Genomic DNA, 17,378 nt, shown 5'->3' on the forward strand with positions numbered 1-17,378 from the left:
TAACTATAAAATAATTGTAGAAAATGACTTCAGGTACGGCTAATCCCTAGCTTATGCTGGGTTGGGGCTGTACCTGTCTTTTCTGGGGAAGTTTTCCATATCGAGTTCAACGGTGGTGATGGTCATGGCCAAGAAAGATGATGCTGCGGTACAAGAGCAGAAGTCTGCTTTCACTCCTAATACTTTCATCCAAGAAACAAAAGAAGAACTCGGAAAAGTAACCTGGCCTAGTCGTCAGCAGCTCATTAGTGAGTCGATCGCTGTGATCCTGATGGTTTCGCTATCGGCAACCTTGGTTTATTTCATTGACCAACTATTTTTGTGGGCACAGGGGAAGGTGTTCGGAGGATGACGTACACATCAGACGATTCCATGGGTCTGTCCCAAGCTGACCTAGAAGAAGGGGCCGATGAGGCTCAACTGCTCAAGCAGTCCCGTTGGTACGCTGTACAAGTTGCTTCTGGCTGTGAAAAGCGAGTTAAGGCCAACTTAGAACAACGAATTCAAACCCTGGATGTAGCCAATCGGATTTTGGATGTTCAGATTCCTGAAACTCCTATTCTGAGACATCAAAAAGATGGTCGCCCCAAGGAAGCTAGCGAAAAAGTCTTTCCAGGCTATGTGTTAATTCGCATGGTGATGGATGATGAGACTTGGCAGGTGGTCAAAAACACGCCAAATGTCATCAACTTTGTTGGTGCTGAACAGAAACGTCGTTACGGTCGAGGTCGAGGACACGTTAAACCGATGCCCTTAGCCTTTGCCGAAGTAGAGCGAATCTTTAAGCGCTCCCAGGAGCAGGAACCCGTCAGGAAACTTGATATGGCTGCCGGGGATAAGATTATGGTTCTGTCTGGCCCCTTCAAAGACTTTGAAGGTGAAGTGGTTGAAGTGAGTCCCGAGCGCAGCAAGCTCAAAGCGCTGCTCTCCATCTTCGGGCGGGAAACGCCTGTGGAACTGGAGGTCAACCAAGTTCAGAAGATTGAGTAGATCTCAGGAAATTAGCAGTCAATGGCAAAGAAAGTAGTTGCAGTCATTAAGCTCGCGATCAACGCGGGCAAAGCAAACCCGGCACCCCCCATTGGCCCTGCATTGGGTCAACATGGTGTCAACATCATGATGTTCTGTAAAGAGTACAACGCACGTACCGCTGACCAAGCTGGCATGGTGGTACCCGTTGAGATCTCGGTCTACGAAGATCGTAGCTTTACCTTCATCCTCAAAACGCCCCCCGCTTCCAAGCTGATTGCCCAGGCTGCGGGAATTTCCACTGGTTCCGGTGAACCCAACAAGAAGAAAGTGGGTTCTATCACTAAAGCGCAGTTGGAAGAAATCGCTAAAACCAAAATGCCTGATCTCAACGCCAATGATGTTGAGGCTGCGATGAAGATCATTGCAGGCACCGCGAAAAACATGGGCGTCACCATCAAGGACTAAATCTCCAGTAGATTTTTTCGAGTTGATCTTGCATTGTTTTGATCAGCTTACTCTTCTAACATTTTCCATTCACAACGGGGGAGAGACTCTCTCGCTATAACCCCAGGAGTATTCAATGACTAAAAAAGTGTCGAAGCGCTTGCGGGAACTGCAAGCCAAGGTGGAGAAGCGCACCTATGAGCCTTTAGAGGCCATGAATCTGCTCAAAGAAACTGCCACTGCTAAATTTTCTGAGTCTGCCGAAGCCCACATTCGGCTGGGGATTGATCCCAAATACAACGACCAACAACTGCGGACAACCGTTGTTCTGCCCAAGGGGACGGGGCAAACCATTCGGGTCGCAGTCATTGCGCGAGGCGAAAAAGTGGCTGAAGCTACCAACGCTGGCGCAGAGGTGGTTGGTTCTGAAGAACTGATTGACGAAATTCTCAAGGGGCGCATGGATTTTGACCTCTTGATTGCAACACCGGATGTGATGCCTCAGGTTGCAAAACTGGGTCGTGTGCTAGGGCCTCGGGGCTTAATGCCTTCACCCAAAGCCGGTACCGTAACCACAGATCTCCCCCAAGCGATCGCAGAGTTTAAAGCCGGTAAGCTGGAATATAAAGCTGATAAGACCGGGATTGTGCACATCTCCTTTGGTAAGGCAAACTTTAGTGCAGAGGACTTGTTAACGAACCTGAAAGCACTACAAGAAAGCGTTGAACGCAATCGTCCTTCTGGTGCAAAGGGGCGCTATTGGCGTACAATCTATGTGTCTGCAACCATGGGGCCAGCGATCGAAGTCGATATCAACGCCCTCCGCGATCTTAAAGTCGCTGAAGCCTAGATAGAGGCTCCTTTTGCAATGCAACCGACATTTTTCATTATAGCTGAAATTTTGAATTGCATTGACGATCGAGTCACCGATTGCTAGAGTAGGTTGTCAAAGTTTTTGGAGTCGTTCCAAACGAAGCATTACTCGCAACTGAATAACAAGCCGCAGAAAGCAGGTGTTGGAAGTAAAGTTCCTGCCGAGGTTTGAGATTGATCGGTCTAGTTTTAGCTAGATTGAGTAAACCTCGGCGCTGCAAACCGAGGTTTTTTATTGCACTTCAGAGTAATGCAGACAAAATTTCAACGTTCAAGGATCCCGGTTAAGGAGGTGATATCGAATGGGTAGAACGCTGGAAAATAAGAAGGCCATTGTTGAAGGGCTGAAGGAAACGCTGAGTGAATCCACGTTAACGTTGGTCATCAACTACCAAGGTCTAACCGTTGGAGAAATCACGGATCTGCGTCGTCGTCTGCGGGATAAAGGTGCAACTTGTACCGTCACCAAAAATACGCTGATGAATAAGGCGATCGCGGGTGACGAGCGCTGGGAGCCAATGTCTGAACTGCTCAAAACCACCACCGCTTTCATCATGGTGAAAGAGGATATTGGCGGCGCGGTCAAGGCATACCAAGAGTTCCAAAAGGCTGCTAAGAAGACGGAAGTCATCGGCGGTGTGATGGATGGCAAGCTCCTCTCTGACAAGGATGTTAAGGCGATCGCAGATCTGCCGTCCAAGGAGCAACTCATCGCGCAAATCGCAGGGGCAATCAACGGTGTCGCCACCAAGCTGGCAGTGGGCATCAACGAAGTCCCGTCCGGTCTGGCACGTGCTATCAAGCAAATTTCCGAGAAGGAAGCTGCCTAATCGCAGTTCCATTCAAAACAGGCAAATCGGCTGCAAAGTTTTTAGCTGTATAGCTTTTGGCTGTATTGTGACTGACGTGCCAGCCGACCAGCCTAGGAAATCGACGAACCATTTTCATTGATTAAACGGAGAAAATCCAATGTCTGCTGTTGCTGAAATTATTGAAAAGTTGAAGGGTTTGACCCTTCTGGAAGCTGCTGACCTGGTTAAGGAAATCGAAGAAACCTTCGGCGTCAGCGCTGCGGCTCCCGCTGGTGGCATGATGATGATGGCGGCTCCTGGCGCACCTGCTGAAGCAGCTGAAGAAAAAACCGAGTTCGATGCAGTCTTGGAAGAAGTTCCTGCTGATAAGAAGATTGCAATTCTGAAGATCGTTCGTGAAATCACCGGTCTGGGCCTGAAGGAAGCTAAGGATCTGGTTGAATCTACACCTAAGGCTCTGAAGGAAGGCGTTGCTAAGGCTGATGCTGAAGCAATCAAGAAGCAAATCGAAGAAGCAGGCGGTAAGGTTTCCGTTAAATAGTCAACGGAGCTTCGTCTGATGTGAAAAGGTATTCCTTCGGGAATGCCTTTTCTATTATTTAAACCAGTCCATTAGCAATCGATTGGACTGGCTGCTGAAGCATTCCCAAAAGAATCGATGGAAAGTTGTCGCCAACAGCCATTTCATCAATCTCTCAAGATGGCTCAACATTGCGCTTAGAGAGCGGTTCCAGGCCATTTTGATGCAAAGTCTAGCTATAGCGGTCTCAGGCTTCCCCCACCCACCCAATAGAAGCCCGTCAAATTTGTCATTCCCTAAGATTTAAGCGATCGGGTGAGGATTTTTTGACGACAATCCTCTGGGACTTTGGCGTTTCAAGCGTTATAGTAGTGATTGATAAAGAGAACTTGTATTTCGGTTACACAGCGAATCCTTGTTGCAGAATTTCACTTTCCAGCACAGACGCTCCGAAACTTGCCTCTCTACTTTTACTGCTTTTTGGAGCGTCCTATGTCAATTTATGTCGGCAACCTGTCTTACAGTGTTACTCAAGACGACCTGAACGAAGTGTTTGGGGAGTATGGCACAGTAAAGCGGGTGCAAGTTCCCACCGATCGGGAAACCGGCAAACCCCGGGGGTTCGCCTTTGTTGAGATGAACTCCGATGAAGAAGAAGAAGCGGCGATCGCTGCTTTGGATGGCGCAGAGTGGATGGGTCGCGACCTCCGAGTCAACAAAGCGAAGCCCCGTGAGGAGCGTCCCAGCGGCGGTAGCGGTGGTTACAACCGCAGCGGCGGTGGCGGCGGCGGTGGCTGGGGTGGAGACCGTCGAGGTGGTGGCCGTCGCTACTAAGCCTTGATTGCTCAGCTCCACAAGTTTTGTAAATTACTGTCCATTCGCCCAAGGAGAGCAAACGATGGCTCAAGTTGTCATTGGCGAGAATGAAGGTATTGAGTCAGCCCTACGCCGTTTTAAGCGACAGGTCTCTCGTGCAGGCATTCTTCAAGATGTTCGCAAGAACCAACACTTTGAAACCCCTCAAGAAAAAGCACGCCGGAAGGCCAGTGCTCGCCGACGCCAAGGTCGTGGACGGCGTTAGAGTTTAATTCAAACTCATGATGAAATAGGGAGGCAAATGCCTCCCTATTTTTTTAGTTTCATGGTTATTCAATCCCCAAGCCCTCTCAAGCCGAACCAAATCATAACTAGAGCCGACTAACCAAAGCGCCCAAGCCCAACAGGTTGGAAGCTAGCCAAGGTCGGAACCTGTAAGAATGCCCCAGCAAAAACAGTTCATAGAGAAGTTAAGGTTGGTAGGGGTTTGAATCTTAGGGGTTTGTAATCTAACGTGAGTTCGACAAGCAAAATTGTCCCTCACAAATCCCTGGTACTTGGACGGAGAATGCACTTTCGGGAGAAGTTCCCCGATATTTGCTGCGGAGCAGCCCCGACGATCGCGCCTCACCACAAATTCATCGAACTCAGGTTAATCCAGAGCGCCAAGAATGTATGGAAATCCGCAGGGCAAAACCCCGATCTTATCGGTAGATACACACAATTACCGGTAGATACGCACGTTATTAGCCCACAGCAAACAGCTAAAAGCAAACAGCTAAAAATGAGCTGCTACGATGTTAATAGCTAGAAGTCAGTAGCTAGAAGCGCCTACAAACACATCCTTGGAAAACATTTCTGTTAACACTGTCAGATATGGCAGTATGACTTTCACTTGTTCCGGGGAGAGTGAGTTGTGGATTTCCCAGTTGAGGGTTTGCAACATATCTCGCACCAGTTGCCAACTGACTCTTAACCGAGGATAGAGCATGACGCAGAGGGGGAAGAGTTGCTGTTGTACCGATCGAATACTACCTTCCAACACGCAGAGACACAGGTATACCTGGAACATTTCCACGTCTCGAATACTGGAAACCGTGACATGCTGGGATTTCAGACTTCCGCTAAAGCTATGGTAGTTCGGGTGGAGATGATGAATTTGTTCGCACACGCGATAGGCAATTTTGGTACTGAGCGGCAGTAAAGCTTGGGTCGCTTGCAGAGATGGAGAATCCAAAGAATGCTCTGCTGCGGCTTGGTAGGCATCCCGGAGCGGCATATACATATGGTCATCCATCACCTTCACATAGGGTTCCACCAAAAGCCGCTCGGAAGGGGTCAATAGCGCAAGCAGCAGTTGTCCAGTGTAGTGAAACTGCATGCTGACAAAGCCGATCGTCCTCGGATCATGGCGAGTGTAATCTTGCCGCATCCGACCACAAGCATCACCAATCTGCACGGACAACCGCCGCGCCGTGACTCGCCCACGATATCCCTGCAATGCCTTTTCATACAATGCATGGGAATCAGCCGCAATTTTCCACGGATCAATATGGGCCGGATCAATCCCATGGCGTTGAATTTCTGTCGCCAATAGGGACTCCGTTTGTGACCAAGCTTGAGCGCTAGCCAACTTCAACGACTTGAGCAACTTGTCTGCGGTATGGCAGCGTCCTTCCGGCGAGGCCACATCGGAAATTTGCTTGGCCAATGGATTCTGAGGCTGATCGTAGTTGCGAGTCACCGAAGCGACATACTTGCGCGCCCAAACAGCCGCCAAGGAATGGGAATTCGGCTTATCTAACGGGCTTTTGGGATTGGGGAGAAAATTATCACCGTAGCCCGATGAACTACTAGATCCATCAAATGAACCAAATCGATCAACAGCGAGATCGGACAGAGGCACAGAAGAATATTCCATTCGTGACACCTGACTTTCGGGAAAGGCAAATTAGAGCACTGAAGCAACAGCGCACCATAACCAATACATGAACAAAAATCGATCGAGAAACTGGCAAATAAAGTTAGGAGAACTATTTTCCACTATCAGCAGATTTAAATCGTAACTAAGCCTTACGATTACATAAATTTGTGAAAGACTCGTGGAAATACTGAAGCAAATAATTTAACTTTGTTTTAATTAAAGCATGAATATAGCGTATTTACGGACACCAAACCAATTATTTCTTTACGTTTCGTAAAAATAAACCCCAGGGCAATTATGCCAACTAGAGTTGGCTACGGCTCCATGGTTGACAATAGTTAACGATCGAGACATTGGACGATCTATATTGATTACTTCCTTCGCACTCAAAGACACGAGCTGGAGGCGAAAGAGCACTCAATTTGAGGTTAGAGAACTAAAGACAATCTCTATGGAGCTAGAAGTTTCTCGTGGGTTTGTATACGAATTCTGCATAACAAATCCATCACTTATTGTTGCCCCTCAGAGAAGGGATACCAACTATTTATTGCTGGATAGGTTGCAACTAAAGCTCTCAAAACTGAAGCTCTAAAACTTGGTGTTTGTGAACGCTGATAGCAACTTGAATCCCAGAACGACCAGTACTGATCCACTCACAATTCGTCTTCATGAGACGAGAATTGATCACAACCATTGATTGATATTCAGTATTGCTCCCGTTTTTTTGGGACTCCATGGGTCTTTGCTAAAAGTTTCTCCATAACAATGACAACTCACACTATGGAGTCACGGTTGTCACCTTGTATTAACAGTTGTCATCCCTTTTTCTGTCCTTGGGAATTCTCATAAATAGGCTTGTAGATCCCTTAACTCTTCACCAGGAAAGGAATGGGGCATGATGGAGAAAGTTGCCATTTTTTTGGATGCGGAAAGTCTATCCGGTCGATTGAGTTCGGTGGAAGGAGAACCCATCATCGATCGCATTCGCAAATTGGGCACCGTTGTTGTGCGGCGTGCCTATGGCAACTTTAGTCAGGGGTGTGTCAATGCCCACCAAAAGGAACTCAACCAACAGGGGTTCGAACTGATTCACACCTTCCATCCCGTGAGCGGCAAAAATTCGGCGGATATTCAGATGGTGGTGGATGTGATGGATTATGTGAGCCGTATTCCAGAACTTCAAGTGTTTGCGATCGCGACGGGGGACTCGGATTTTTTGCCCCTCTACCGTCGCCTGCGGGAACTGGGTAAATCGGTGATTGGCATGAGTACGCGATCGATCACCGCAACATTATCCGCCCACTTTGATGACTATATCCAACTTTGCCCTCTAAGCAGTTGCCCCACGCCTCCCAGCGAATCTGCTCTTCCTAAAATCATTACGGCTCCAGCCAGTGAACCAACCATCGCGATCGCCACGGCTTCTAACCTCAACCGTGACCAGCTTTTACTTCAGCTAGGACAAATTCTGCCGTCGAAAAAAGCGGGTATTAAGTTAGCGACCTTATTGAAAAATCTCAAGCAGCACAGTTCCTTCGCCATGATCCAGCCTTGGACAGTCGCCGATCTACGGGATTATCTAGAACGCCTGCCCAATGAGGTGATGCTGATTGGAGACAAAGTGTTTAGCCCAGAGCAGGGGCACGCATTTCAAGCCACCCCAGCCAACCTTGCAACCCCTACTTCCACCCCAGCCAGTTCCACCCCAGCCAGTTCAAAAGTCCCCCAGACCCAACAACAGGCGATCGACCATGTTCGCCAGATCCTACAGGTTATGACCAATGGCATTAGCCTCAAAAAACTAGAGGTTCATCTAAAAAAACAGATGGCCTCTTTCAAGCCACAGGCGATCGGGTTTAAGACGTTTCTTGAATTTTTGCAGAGCCAGCCCCAGGTGGTTTATCTAACCCTCGATCGTAAAAAAGCCTACCTTAAAGGCAAAGAACCCAGTACAGGAGTGGACAAAGCTGTCGTCGTAACGCAACAAATTTTGCGCCAGACGCCGAAGGGGATTCAGATTAATGGCCTGAAGACAGAGATTTGTAAGCAATACAGCCAGTTTGATGAAAGGAAGCTAGGGCACAAGCGGTTTCTTGATTTTTTAAAAAGTCATCCGAACGTCATCAAACTAGAACAAAAGGGTCAAATCTGGTGGGCAAAGGCAGTTTAAGAAATCTGAACCCAAACTCTCTTGGCTCTAATGAAAGCGCTCAATTCCATGAACTCTCTCGACTCCAGGCTAGAGGCTCTATTAAAAGCTGAGAGATCGTCTCCCGCAGGCCGCACCAAGCCGATATAATGGGAGACTGCATTTTCGCTCAATGAACCCCATGGCTTCCGAAGACCTGCGTGCCACTCGCATCGAAAAACTCGAACAACTCAAAGCATTGGGGATGAATCCCTTTGCCTATCAGTGGAAATCTAGCCACTCAATGGCTGACTTGCAGTCTAAATATGCCGACCTGCCGAATGGCGAAGAGCAACCGGTTGAAGTTGCCGTCGCAGGTCGCATTATGGCACGGCGGGTCTTCGGGAAGCTGGCGTTTTTTACGCTTCAGGATGAAACGGCCAACATTCAACTGTATCTGGAGAAAAGTCGGATTCAGGAGTTCATGGGCGATCGGGATGCCGATGCCTTTAGCCATTTGAAATCGCTGACGGACATTGGTGACATCATTGGCGTCAAGGGAACCGTGAAACGCACAGATAAGGGTGAGCTTTCGGTGTACGTGAAAGAGTACACAATGCTAACGAAATCGTTATTACCCTTGCCTGATAAATTCCACGGCTTAACGGATGTCGCAACACGCTATCGTCAACGCTATGTTGATTTGATCGTTAATCCTGAAGTCCGCGAAACCTTCCGCCGGAGAGCATTGATTACAGCATCGATTCGGCGATATTTAGATCAACAGGGCTTTATTGAGATCGAAACACCCGTCTTAATGGGTGAAGCAGGGGGAGCCGATGCCCGTCCGTTCATTACTTATCACAACACCCTGGAAATGGAGTTATACCTCCGCATTGCGACAGAATTGCACTTGAAGCGTCTGGTCGTCGGTGGCTTTGAAAAGGTGTTTGAACTGGGTCGAATTTTCCGAAACGAGGGCGTTTCCACCCGGCACAATCCGGAGTTTACCTCGATCGAGGTCTACCAAGCCTACGCTGATTACAATGACATGATGGATTTAACGGAAGCCATCATCACAACAGCAGCACAGGAAGTGTTGGGAACGACGCAAATTACCTACCAAGGGCAAGCGATCGATCTCACCGCACCCTGGAAACGGATCACCATGCATGATGCGGTGAAGGAAGCTACGGGCGTTGATTTTGCAACCTTTACGGATTTGGATGCGGCCAAGCAAGCAGCTAGAGCAGCGGGGATTCATGACATTGACGATTGTCCGTCGATCGGCAAGTTGCTAAATGAGGCCTTTGAACAAAAGGTGGAAACAACCCTGATGCAGCCGACATTTATTCTGGATTATCCGGTGGAGATTTCACCGCTGGCAAAACCCCATCGATCGAAGCCAGGATTGGTGGAGCGGTTTGAGCTATTCATTGTTGGGCGGGAGACCGCCAATAGTTTCTCGGAGTTAACCGATCCCTTAGATCAGCGGGCGCGACTGGAAGAACAGGCAGCCCGGAAAGCAGCGGGAGACTTGGAAGCGCAGGGTGTGGATGAAGATTTCCTCTGTGCGCTGGAACATGGAATGCCGCCAACGGGGGGGTTGGGAATTGGCATCGATCGACTGGTCATGCTTTTAACGGATTCACCCAGCATTCGCGATGTGATTGCCTTCCCATTACTGAAGCCCGAGAAACCCGAAGGGGAGGAAAGTTAAGTACAGCGTTAAGTGCGGTGACGATCGCGCATCCAGTTGGCCGGATTATTGCGAATATAGCAGCGGATACGACGGAGCGCATATTCATCCCGAATAATGTGATCGTGAAATCGCGGATGCCAGCCAAAATATTTAAATCCCGCAGCCCAAATTCGTTTAGTGCAAGCAGATTTAAATTGACCCACGATCGCCCCCAAAACGCCGGGTTTCCAGGTATCCGATCGTTGCCGTTCCATGCGTCGTTCCGTAGAGATGAGCCTCCGGCCCGTCTCCCCCAGCGATCGCGCTAAAGGAGAGGGGGAATTTTGGGGGCGATCGGTGGGGTTTGAGACGCGCCCTTGGCACGTCTGTACGGGGGGTTGGGGAAGAATGATGATGATGGCGTGGAAGTGATTGGGCATAATGATCCATTCATCTAGGCGGATCTGAGGGCGGAGCTCGCCTACCCGCTGCCATTCTTCTGCAATGATTTGGCCGATCGGTGAAAGGTGCATTTTTCCCTGAATCACTCGGCCCAAAAAATGGCGACGATCGCGGGTGCAAATGGTGATGAAATAAGCGCCTGGATTGGAGTAGTCCCAGGTGGGGTGGCGGGCCGATTCAACACGGTATCGATTTCGGTAAAGCGTCATGGATCGCCTATCAATTCGGTTTCCTTAGGATGCCCATGCAGCGATCGAGATCGCCCGTGGCATGATCTAAGGAGGCCGTTTTGCATCTTCCCCTGGCATCTTTTCTATGTCATCTATTTCTGTTTCACACCTCAGCAAAATGTATCCCGTCGCTATCAAAGAGCCGGGACTCAAAGGCACGATCGAACACTTTTTTAAACGCACCTACAAAGAAATCCACGCGGTTCAGGATGTCAGTTTTGAGATCCAACCCGGCGAAATTGTGGGATTTCTGGGAGCCAATGGTGCAGGCAAAACGACCACACTCAAAATGTTAACGGGTTTGATCCATCCATCGGCAGGATCTGTGACCGTTGCAGGCCATATTCCCTTTCGTCGAGAATCGGCTTTTCTGAGGAAAATCACCCTCGTCATGGGTCAAAAGCAGCAATTGATTTGGGATTTGCCTGCCATGGACTCCCTACGGATTAATGCTGCCGTTTACGGACTTAGCGATCGTGCTGCCCAGTCCCGCATTGATGAACTCGCAGACATGCTGTCTCTCCAGGGCAAGCTCACCCAGCCTGTTCGCAAGTTATCCCTTGGTGAGCGTATGAAAGCGGAATTGCTAGCCGCATTGCTGCATGAGCCACAGGTATTATTTCTCGATGAACCCACGTTGGGATTGGATGTCAATGCACAGGTTGCCGTGAGGGAATTCCTGAGAGAATACAACCAACGGTTTAATGCAACCATTCTGCTAACGAGTCATTACATGGCTGATATCACAGCACTGTGCGATCGTGTCCTGATGATTCACCAAGGCAAACTGATTTATGACGGCAGCCTAGATGGCCTCATCGAACAATTTGCACCCTGTCGTGAAGTCCATGTCGAATTAGCCTACGCCTACCACAAAGCTAAACTACAACAATACGGTGATGTGCAATCGATCGACGGTTCCTCCGTGCGCTATCTCGTTAAACCAGAACTCCTCACCAAAACCGTTTCTCAGCTACTGGCCGACCTTGAAGTCGTGGATTTAGCCGTTAGCGATCCGCCGATCGAGGAAATTATTGGACGCGTTTTCCAAGTTGGTCAAGTTCACTAACCCCTCCCCCGTCATCCATGAAACGACTCTACAAAATTTTCCAAACCCTCCTGTCCACCTACTACGCTTACATGCTGGAATACCGGGCAGAGTTGCTACTGTGGGCCCTATCCGGCTGCCTCCCCATCATCCTCATGGGGGTTTGGACTCAAGCAGCCCAAGGGGGAGCCTTTGCCCTGACTTCTGCTCAATTTGCCCGGTACTTTCTCGCCATTTTCCTGTGTCGCCAACTGACCGTGGTTTGGGTCATTTGGGAGTTTGAACGGGAAATTGTCGAAGGAAAATTAGCCTTTCGCTTACTGCAACCACTCGATCCCGTTTGGCATCACGTTTGGTCGCACATTGGAGAACGTTTTGCCCGTTTACCCTTTATTGCAGTGATTATTGGCCTTTTCATCCTGCTCTATCCCAGTGCTTTTTGGATTCCCGATGCAGGCACTTCAGCATTGTTTATTCTAGTTTCTATCTGTGCGTTTGCATTGCAATTTTTAATTCAGTATACCTTTGCAATGTTTGCCTTCTGGACAGAAAAAGCCAGTGCTATCCAGGAACTATGGTTTCTTTTTCACCTGTTTCTGTCCGGTAGCATTGCGCCCCTAGAAGTTTTCCCCCCTGGTGTTCGACAGGTTGTCGAGTTCCTGCCCTTCCCCTACATCCTGCATTTTCCGGCCAGCATTTTAACTGGACTTCCCGTTGATTACCTACGCAGCTTTTTGATTATGGGGATCTGGGCTGGTATTTTTTATGCCATTAATCGATATCTGTGGCGCAAAGGATTAAAACAATTTTCAGGCATGGGAGCTTAGAATGAATTTTAAACTGAATCACCTCGGCAAGTATTTCCAATTAATTCGTCTGTTCTGGAGTACCGCGATCGCGGCGGAATTGGAATACCGCATGAATTTTATCTTTTCGGCTCTAACCAGTTTAGGCGGATTGGCTGGCAGCCTATTTGGACTCTTTCTGTTTTATGGTCAAGGCTATCACTTCCAGGGGTGGAGTTGGGAAGAAGCCCTAATCGTTGTAGGCATTTTTACATTTCTAAAGGGATTTTCCACAGCTTTTCTAGCTGCCAACCTAAATCGGATCGTTAAGCACGTGGAAAAAGGAACCTTAGATTTTGTGCTCCTCAAGCCGATTAGCTCTCAATTTTGGCTGTCATTTCATAGCATGTCCCTTTGGGGGTTACCTGACATGTTATTTGGGCTATTCATTGTTCTATATGCAGGATCTAAGTTGGAATTATCCTGGTTAAGTTATCTTTCAGGCTTAATCCCAATTCTTTTTGGGGCAACGATTCTATACAGTCTTTGGTTTATCTTAGGTGCAACCAGCATTTGGTTTACTAAAATCTATAACATCACTGAAGTTTTGAAGGGTTTAATGGATGCGGGCCGCTTCCCGATGGTAGCCTACCCAGTTTCCTACCAAGTGTTCTTTACATTTATTGTACCTGTCGCTTTTTTGACCACTGTTCCTGCAGAAGCGCTCTTGGGACGAGTTAATCCAGCGTGGGTGATGGGATCGGGTGGTTTAGCGATCGCGCTACTTTGGTTTTCCAATCAATTCTGGCGATTTGCACTGCGCTTTTACACGAGTGCGTCAAGCTAGGAGACAAAACAGAACGGTCATTATGACTGCGACTGCTAGGAAAGTAGTCGAAAGGGCCAAAATTTTGCTATCCTGCTGACCGCGAGGAGTCTTTCTCTGGAGCGATCGGTCAATGATAGAAGTTGAACATCTGAGCAAACTGTACGGAGCTACTCCGGCGATTCAGGATATTACCTTTTCCGTAGAGTCGGGGGAAATTTTGGGATTCCTAGGGCCAAACGGGGCGGGCAAAACCACAACAATGCGGATCCTATCGGGATATTTGCCTGCCAGTGGCGGAACGGCAAAAATTGCTGGTTTCGAAGTCCATGAACAGTCTATGGAAGTGCGGCAACGGATTGGCTACCTGCCGGAAAATCCGCCGCTGTATCTCGACATGACGATCGAAGCTTTCCTCGATTTTGTCGCGCGAATTAAAGGCGTCAGTGCAGGCGATCGGGCTAATCGAGTTAACTATGCCCTGGAAAAATGCAACCTGACAGAACGACGAAAAACCCTGATTCGCAAATTATCTAAGGGATTTAGACAACGGGTCGGAATTGCCCAAGCGATCGTCCATGATCCGCCAGTGATTATATTAGATGAACCTACTGTTGGTCTGGATCCCAGGCAGATCATTGATGTGCGTAACTTGATTAAAGGTTTAGCCGGTGACCATACTGTAATTCTCTCTACCCACATCTTGCCGGAAGTCAGCATGACCTGCGATCGGGTTGCCATTATCAATCGAGGTCAGGTAGTGGCGACTAACCGAACCGAGGAATTAACAACGCAAATGTTTGCGGGTTCTGCCTACGAACTGGAACTGGATGGTGAGATTGAGCAAGCCAGAACTATCTTAAGCCAAGTCAAGGGGGTTACTGATCTAGAACAACTTTCCTCCGTCAGCCACAGTGATGGGACACACAGCCATTGGCGGGTTAGATCCGATGCTCCAGATACAGGTCGAGAACTGGCGATCGCTCTCGTTCGTAATGGTTTACACCTCTATGAAATGCGTCGAGTGCAGGCCAGTTTGGAAGACGTGTTTCTGCAATTAACGACTGAGGAGAAAACAGAAATTGCAGAGAGGATAGAAGCAGACTCATCCCCTGAATCTCTGAATTCTGATGCCGTTTCTATTGAGGAAGGAATGCCCTAAATGAACGTCCTATTAGCTAACATTTTTGCCATCTACCGCCGGGAACTCCAAAGTTATTTTGCAGCCCCTTGGGCCTATGTGATTGCTGCAATTTTTTGGGCGATCGGAGCATTCCTGTTTACGATCATTACCTTTAGCGACAACGGAATCATTGCCCAAGGGCAGATCTATGACATGCAAGTGCAGGCAGGGGGCCAACTTCCGCCGATCGATTTGGCCTATGAATTGATTCGCACATTCTTGAGCACCTTGGGATTTATTACCCTATTTGTTCTGCCGATCCTATCTATGGGGCTGTATACGGAGGAACGCAAGCGTGGGACGTTGGAATTACTAGCCACTTCGCCGATTACCAATTGGGCCGTGGCCGTGGGTAAATTGTTGGCGGTCGTAACTTTTTTTGCTACGTTGATTCTGCCGTTGATGGTCTATCAAGCAATAGTCCTTTCTGTGGCCAATCCTCCGATTCAGCCCCTAGTCTTTCTGTGGCCGCACTTGGGCTTGCTGTTGTTGGGGGCATCAGTACTGTCCTTGGGGATGTTTATTTCCTCGTTAACCGATAGCACGATCGTCGCTGCGATCGCGACCTTTGGCTTACTAGTCGTGTTGTGGTTGATGGATACGATCGCCGATCGACTGCCGGGTGTAATTGGAACGGGTCTGGCCCATCTTTCTCTGCTGAAACACTACACCAATCTGGTTTTGGGTATTGTCGATACCAGCAGCTTGATGGTGTTTGGCAGCTATATTTTTCTAGGGATTTTCTTGACTGCGCAATCGATCGAAGCCTTCCGCTTTCAGCGTTCCTAGCCTTGGCTGACATTCTTTTCTAACGTAATTAAATTCATCTTTTAGACTTCATTTCTGGTGAATGGGCAATCATGGACAAGCTCAGGGCATTCCTTAAACTCTTCAAATATGCCATTTGGTTTGGCATTGGCTTAACCGTTGCAGGGCTAACAGCGGGCTTTCTCTCTGGTTGGACGCCGTTGCCGATGGGATTAGCGATCGCGGGATTGGTCATTATTGGCATTTGGTTACTGTTCCTCGGTCAGTATGGGGATCCCGATCGACCCAACTTTTGGCAACGGCGATCGACCCAGGTGGGTACCAATGCACTAATCACGACCCTGGCGATCCTGTTGATTTTAGGACTGGTCAACTTTGTCGCGGCGCGGAATGTACAGCGGGTGGATTTGACGGAAACCCAACTGTTTACCCTGGCTCCGGAAACCCAAGCGGTGTTGAAAAAGCTGAATCAGCCTTTGACGGTTTATGTCTTCGATCGGCAACCCCACCCTCAAGATCGGGATTTATTGCAGAACTTCCGCCGGATGACGCCTAACTTGTCCTTTGAGTTTGTTGATCCGGATGCCAATCCAGCCTTGGCTCAAAAGTTCAGTGTCAAAAATGACGCCAGCAATAAGGATGTCTATGTCGAAAACCCCAGTCGCCAGCGCAATCAGTTTGTTCAGTCGATCGGCCTTCAACAACGCCTATCGGAGTCCCGTCTAGTCAATGGCATCATCCAAGCTACCAGCGATCGGCAACCGAAGGTCTACTTCCTGCAAGGCCACGGGGAACGGGCGCTGCAACCAGGGGAAGGGAGCCTTGCCTTGGCGGCTAAGGAACTGCAAGGGAAAAACTTTGCTAGTGAACCGCTGAACTTGGCCCAGACTGCAAAAATTCCCGATGATGCAGCGGTGATTGTTGTTGCAGGCCCCAAGCGCCCTCTCTTTGATAAGGAGGTGGCCCTGCTGGAAGACTATCTGAATCGGGGCGGTAATCTATTGCTGATGGTGGATCCTGAGACAAAGCCAGACCTGGATGGCCTCTTGAACCAGTGGGGGATTCTGTTGGACGATCGGGTCGCGATCGATGCCTCCGGGTCTGGGCAACTGCTGGGCTATGGGCCTGCTTCACCCGTGGTGCAGGACTACAGCGAACACCCCATTACGAAGGACTTTGGCAACGGCATTTCCCTGTATCCCTTGGCTCGTCCCTTGGAAATTAAGCCTGTGGAGGGCGTGCAGGCGAATCCCATCATTCTCACGTCTTCCCAAAGTTGGGCGGAGAGTAATCTTAAGGAAAAGCCCGTCAAGCAGGATGCCAACGATCGACCGGGGCCATTACCCCTAGGAGTTGCGCTCTCTCGGCAAGTGGACGTGCAACCCGTTCCAAGTCCGACGACGCCTTCTCCGTCCCCGAGTTCGTCCCCGACGATCTCTCCAACAGTCTCTCCAACGGCTTCTCCCACCGAGTCTCCAACAAGTTCCCCCTCGCCTACTTCTCCCTCGCCCACTTCTCCCTCGCCCACAGTGACTCCGACCGCTTCCCCGACGCCCTCCCCCGGTACGAAGCGGGAAGCTCGGTTGGTGGTCTTTGGCAACTCCAGCTTTGCTAGTGATGCCCATTTCGGGGTGCAGTTAAATGGCGATGTGTTTCTGAATTCTGTCAGTTGGTTGAGTCAGGCGGAGGGGCAGACCCTGTCAATTCGGCCTCGGGAAATGAAAAATCGGCGCATGGCGGTGACGAGCTTACAGGCGATCGGCACTACGATTTTGGCACTGGTGATTGTGCCATTACTGGGTTTAGGAACAGCGATCTTTCTCTGGTGGCGGCGGCGCTAAAGGCTCGATCGATCTGGGAAACCTACGGGATCAACCGTGGGTTTCAACTCAAACAGACCGTTGCA

The 17,378-nt window shown here is 49.2% G+C and carries 18 protein-coding genes and 1 other annotated feature; of the genes, 16 read left to right on the plus strand and 2 right to left on the minus strand.

Annotation, left to right across the window (positions count from 1 at the left end):
* Nucleotides 1–124: 124 nt before the first annotated feature.
* The 8 genes from secE to rpsU all read left to right on the plus strand — a co-directional run bounded on the left by secE (nt 125) and on the right by rpsU (nt 4,702).
* A complete protein-coding gene (gene secE / locus H6G21_RS07360) occupies nt 125–352 on the plus strand; it encodes a preprotein translocase subunit SecE (protein ID WP_190572182.1) in 228 nt (75 codons plus the stop codon).
* On the plus strand, nt 349–990 hold the full coding sequence (gene nusG / locus H6G21_RS07365) for a transcription termination/antitermination protein NusG (protein WP_190572184.1): 642 nt from the start codon (nt 349–351) through the stop codon (nt 988–990). The genes secE and nusG overlap by 4 nt, the downstream gene beginning before the upstream one ends.
* 21 nt (nt 991–1,011) lie before the next feature.
* Nucleotides 1,012–1,437 carry a 50S ribosomal protein L11 gene (gene rplK / locus H6G21_RS07370; RefSeq protein ID WP_190572186.1) on the plus strand — a complete coding sequence of 142 codons (426 nt, stop codon included), beginning with the start codon at nt 1,012–1,014 and terminating at the stop codon, nt 1,435–1,437.
* A gap of 115 nt (nt 1,438–1,552) precedes the next feature.
* Nucleotides 1,553–2,266, plus strand: coding sequence for a 50S ribosomal protein L1 (gene rplA, locus H6G21_RS07375; protein ID WP_190572188.1), 714 nt, complete (start codon nt 1,553–1,555; stop codon nt 2,264–2,266).
* Nucleotides 2,267–2,398: 132 nt separating this feature from the next.
* Nucleotides 2,399–2,532 (plus strand) — a sequence feature (ribosomal protein L10 leader region).
* A 59-nt stretch (nt 2,533–2,591) separates the two neighbouring features.
* Complete coding sequence (gene rplJ, locus H6G21_RS07380) at nt 2,592–3,119, plus strand: 50S ribosomal protein L10 (protein WP_190572190.1); 528 nt, start codon at nt 2,592–2,594, stop codon at nt 3,117–3,119.
* Nucleotides 3,120–3,258: 139 nt separating this feature from the next.
* Entirely contained in the window at nt 3,259–3,642 is a 384-nt protein-coding gene (rplL, locus tag H6G21_RS07385; RefSeq protein WP_190572192.1) for a 50S ribosomal protein L7/L12, read from the plus strand.
* A 471-nt stretch (nt 3,643–4,113) separates the two neighbouring features.
* Nucleotides 4,114–4,455, plus strand: coding sequence for an RNA-binding protein (locus H6G21_RS07390; RefSeq protein WP_190572194.1), 342 nt, complete (start codon nt 4,114–4,116; stop codon nt 4,453–4,455).
* Nucleotides 4,456–4,519: 64 nt separating this feature from the next.
* Complete coding sequence (gene rpsU, locus H6G21_RS07395) at nt 4,520–4,702, plus strand: 30S ribosomal protein S21 (RefSeq protein ID WP_190572197.1); 183 nt, start codon at nt 4,520–4,522, stop codon at nt 4,700–4,702.
* A gap of 549 nt (nt 4,703–5,251) precedes the next feature.
* Here rpsU and H6G21_RS07400 read toward each other — a convergent pair.
* Entirely contained in the window at nt 5,252–6,358 is a 1,107-nt protein-coding gene (locus H6G21_RS07400; RefSeq protein WP_199307089.1) for a hypothetical protein, read from the minus strand.
* An 898-nt stretch (nt 6,359–7,256) separates the two neighbouring features.
* Here H6G21_RS07400 and H6G21_RS07405 point away from each other — a divergent pair.
* Both H6G21_RS07405 and lysS read left to right on the plus strand, forming a co-directional pair.
* Nucleotides 7,257–8,531, plus strand: coding sequence for an NYN domain-containing protein (locus H6G21_RS07405; RefSeq protein WP_190572198.1), 1,275 nt, complete (start codon nt 7,257–7,259; stop codon nt 8,529–8,531).
* A gap of 160 nt (nt 8,532–8,691) precedes the next feature.
* Nucleotides 8,692–10,209: a lysine--tRNA ligase gene (gene lysS, locus H6G21_RS07410; protein ID WP_190572200.1), complete on the plus strand. Its 1,518-nt coding sequence runs from the start codon at nt 8,692–8,694 to the stop codon at nt 10,207–10,209.
* Between the two features lie 8 nt (nt 10,210–10,217).
* Here lysS and H6G21_RS07415 read toward each other — a convergent pair whose 3' ends face one another.
* Nucleotides 10,218–10,841, minus strand: a complete 624-nt coding sequence (locus H6G21_RS07415) for a transposase (RefSeq protein ID WP_190572202.1) — start codon at nt 10,839–10,841, stop codon at nt 10,218–10,220.
* Nucleotides 10,842–10,947: 106 nt separating this feature from the next.
* Here H6G21_RS07415 and H6G21_RS07420 point away from each other — a divergent pair, with 106 nt between their 5' ends.
* From H6G21_RS07420 to H6G21_RS07445, 6 genes are all read left to right on the plus strand, one after another.
* The gene (locus H6G21_RS07420; protein WP_190572204.1) at nt 10,948–11,931 is read left to right on the plus strand and encodes an ATP-binding cassette domain-containing protein; all 984 of its coding nucleotides are present in this window, start codon (nt 10,948–10,950) and stop codon (nt 11,929–11,931) included.
* A gap of 17 nt (nt 11,932–11,948) precedes the next feature.
* Complete coding sequence (locus H6G21_RS07425; RefSeq protein ID WP_190572207.1) at nt 11,949–12,737, plus strand: ABC-2 family transporter protein; 789 nt, start codon at nt 11,949–11,951, stop codon at nt 12,735–12,737.
* Between the two features lies 1 nt (nt 12,738).
* Nucleotides 12,739–13,542: an ABC transporter permease gene (locus tag H6G21_RS07430; protein WP_190572209.1), complete on the plus strand. Its 804-nt coding sequence runs from the start codon at nt 12,739–12,741 to the stop codon at nt 13,540–13,542.
* A 112-nt stretch (nt 13,543–13,654) separates the two neighbouring features.
* Complete coding sequence (locus H6G21_RS07435; protein WP_190572211.1) at nt 13,655–14,683, plus strand: ABC transporter ATP-binding protein; 1,029 nt, start codon at nt 13,655–13,657, stop codon at nt 14,681–14,683.
* Nucleotides 14,684–15,493 carry an ABC transporter permease gene (locus tag H6G21_RS07440; RefSeq protein WP_190572213.1) on the plus strand — a complete coding sequence of 270 codons (810 nt, stop codon included), beginning with the start codon at nt 14,684–14,686 and terminating at the stop codon, nt 15,491–15,493.
* A 71-nt stretch (nt 15,494–15,564) separates the two neighbouring features.
* Nucleotides 15,565–17,313 carry a Gldg family protein gene (locus H6G21_RS07445; protein ID WP_190572215.1) on the plus strand — a complete coding sequence of 583 codons (1,749 nt, stop codon included), beginning with the start codon at nt 15,565–15,567 and terminating at the stop codon, nt 17,311–17,313.
* Nucleotides 17,314–17,378 lie beyond the last annotated feature (65 nt).

Source organism: Alkalinema sp. FACHB-956 (assembly GCF_014697025.1).
Taxonomy (GTDB): domain Bacteria; phylum Cyanobacteriota; class Cyanobacteriia; order Leptolyngbyales; family Leptolyngbyaceae; genus Alkalinema.

Bases quoted from the DNA above. Each gene is read 5' to 3' on its own strand.
- secE (WP_190572182.1), top strand. From the start codon at position 125: ATGGCCAAGAAAGATGATGCTGCGGTACAAGAGCAGAAGTCTGCTTTC.
- nusG (WP_190572184.1), top strand. From the start codon at position 349: ATGACGTACACATCAGACGATTCCATGGGTCTGTCCCAAGCTGACCTA.
- rplK (WP_190572186.1), top strand. From the start codon at position 1,012: ATGGCAAAGAAAGTAGTTGCAGTCATTAAGCTCGCGATCAACGCGGGC.
- rplA (WP_190572188.1), top strand. From the start codon at position 1,553: ATGACTAAAAAAGTGTCGAAGCGCTTGCGGGAACTGCAAGCCAAGGTG.
- rplJ (WP_190572190.1), top strand. From the start codon at position 2,592: ATGGGTAGAACGCTGGAAAATAAGAAGGCCATTGTTGAAGGGCTGAAG.
- rplL (WP_190572192.1), top strand. From the start codon at position 3,259: ATGTCTGCTGTTGCTGAAATTATTGAAAAGTTGAAGGGTTTGACCCTT.
- H6G21_RS07390 (WP_190572194.1), top strand. From the start codon at position 4,114: ATGTCAATTTATGTCGGCAACCTGTCTTACAGTGTTACTCAAGACGAC.
- rpsU (WP_190572197.1), top strand. From the start codon at position 4,520: ATGGCTCAAGTTGTCATTGGCGAGAATGAAGGTATTGAGTCAGCCCTA.
- H6G21_RS07400 (WP_199307089.1), bottom strand. From the start codon at position 6,358: ATGGAATATTCTTCTGTGCCTCTGTCCGATCTCGCTGTTGATCGATTT.
- H6G21_RS07405 (WP_190572198.1), top strand. From the start codon at position 7,257: ATGATGGAGAAAGTTGCCATTTTTTTGGATGCGGAAAGTCTATCCGGT.
- lysS (WP_190572200.1), top strand. From the start codon at position 8,692: ATGGCTTCCGAAGACCTGCGTGCCACTCGCATCGAAAAACTCGAACAA.
- H6G21_RS07415 (WP_190572202.1), bottom strand. From the start codon at position 10,841: ATGACGCTTTACCGAAATCGATACCGTGTTGAATCGGCCCGCCACCCC.
- H6G21_RS07420 (WP_190572204.1), top strand. From the start codon at position 10,948: ATGTCATCTATTTCTGTTTCACACCTCAGCAAAATGTATCCCGTCGCT.
- H6G21_RS07425 (WP_190572207.1), top strand. From the start codon at position 11,949: ATGAAACGACTCTACAAAATTTTCCAAACCCTCCTGTCCACCTACTAC.
- H6G21_RS07430 (WP_190572209.1), top strand. From the start codon at position 12,739: ATGAATTTTAAACTGAATCACCTCGGCAAGTATTTCCAATTAATTCGT.
- H6G21_RS07435 (WP_190572211.1), top strand. From the start codon at position 13,655: ATGATAGAAGTTGAACATCTGAGCAAACTGTACGGAGCTACTCCGGCG.
- H6G21_RS07440 (WP_190572213.1), top strand. From the start codon at position 14,684: ATGAACGTCCTATTAGCTAACATTTTTGCCATCTACCGCCGGGAACTC.
- H6G21_RS07445 (WP_190572215.1), top strand. From the start codon at position 15,565: ATGGACAAGCTCAGGGCATTCCTTAAACTCTTCAAATATGCCATTTGG.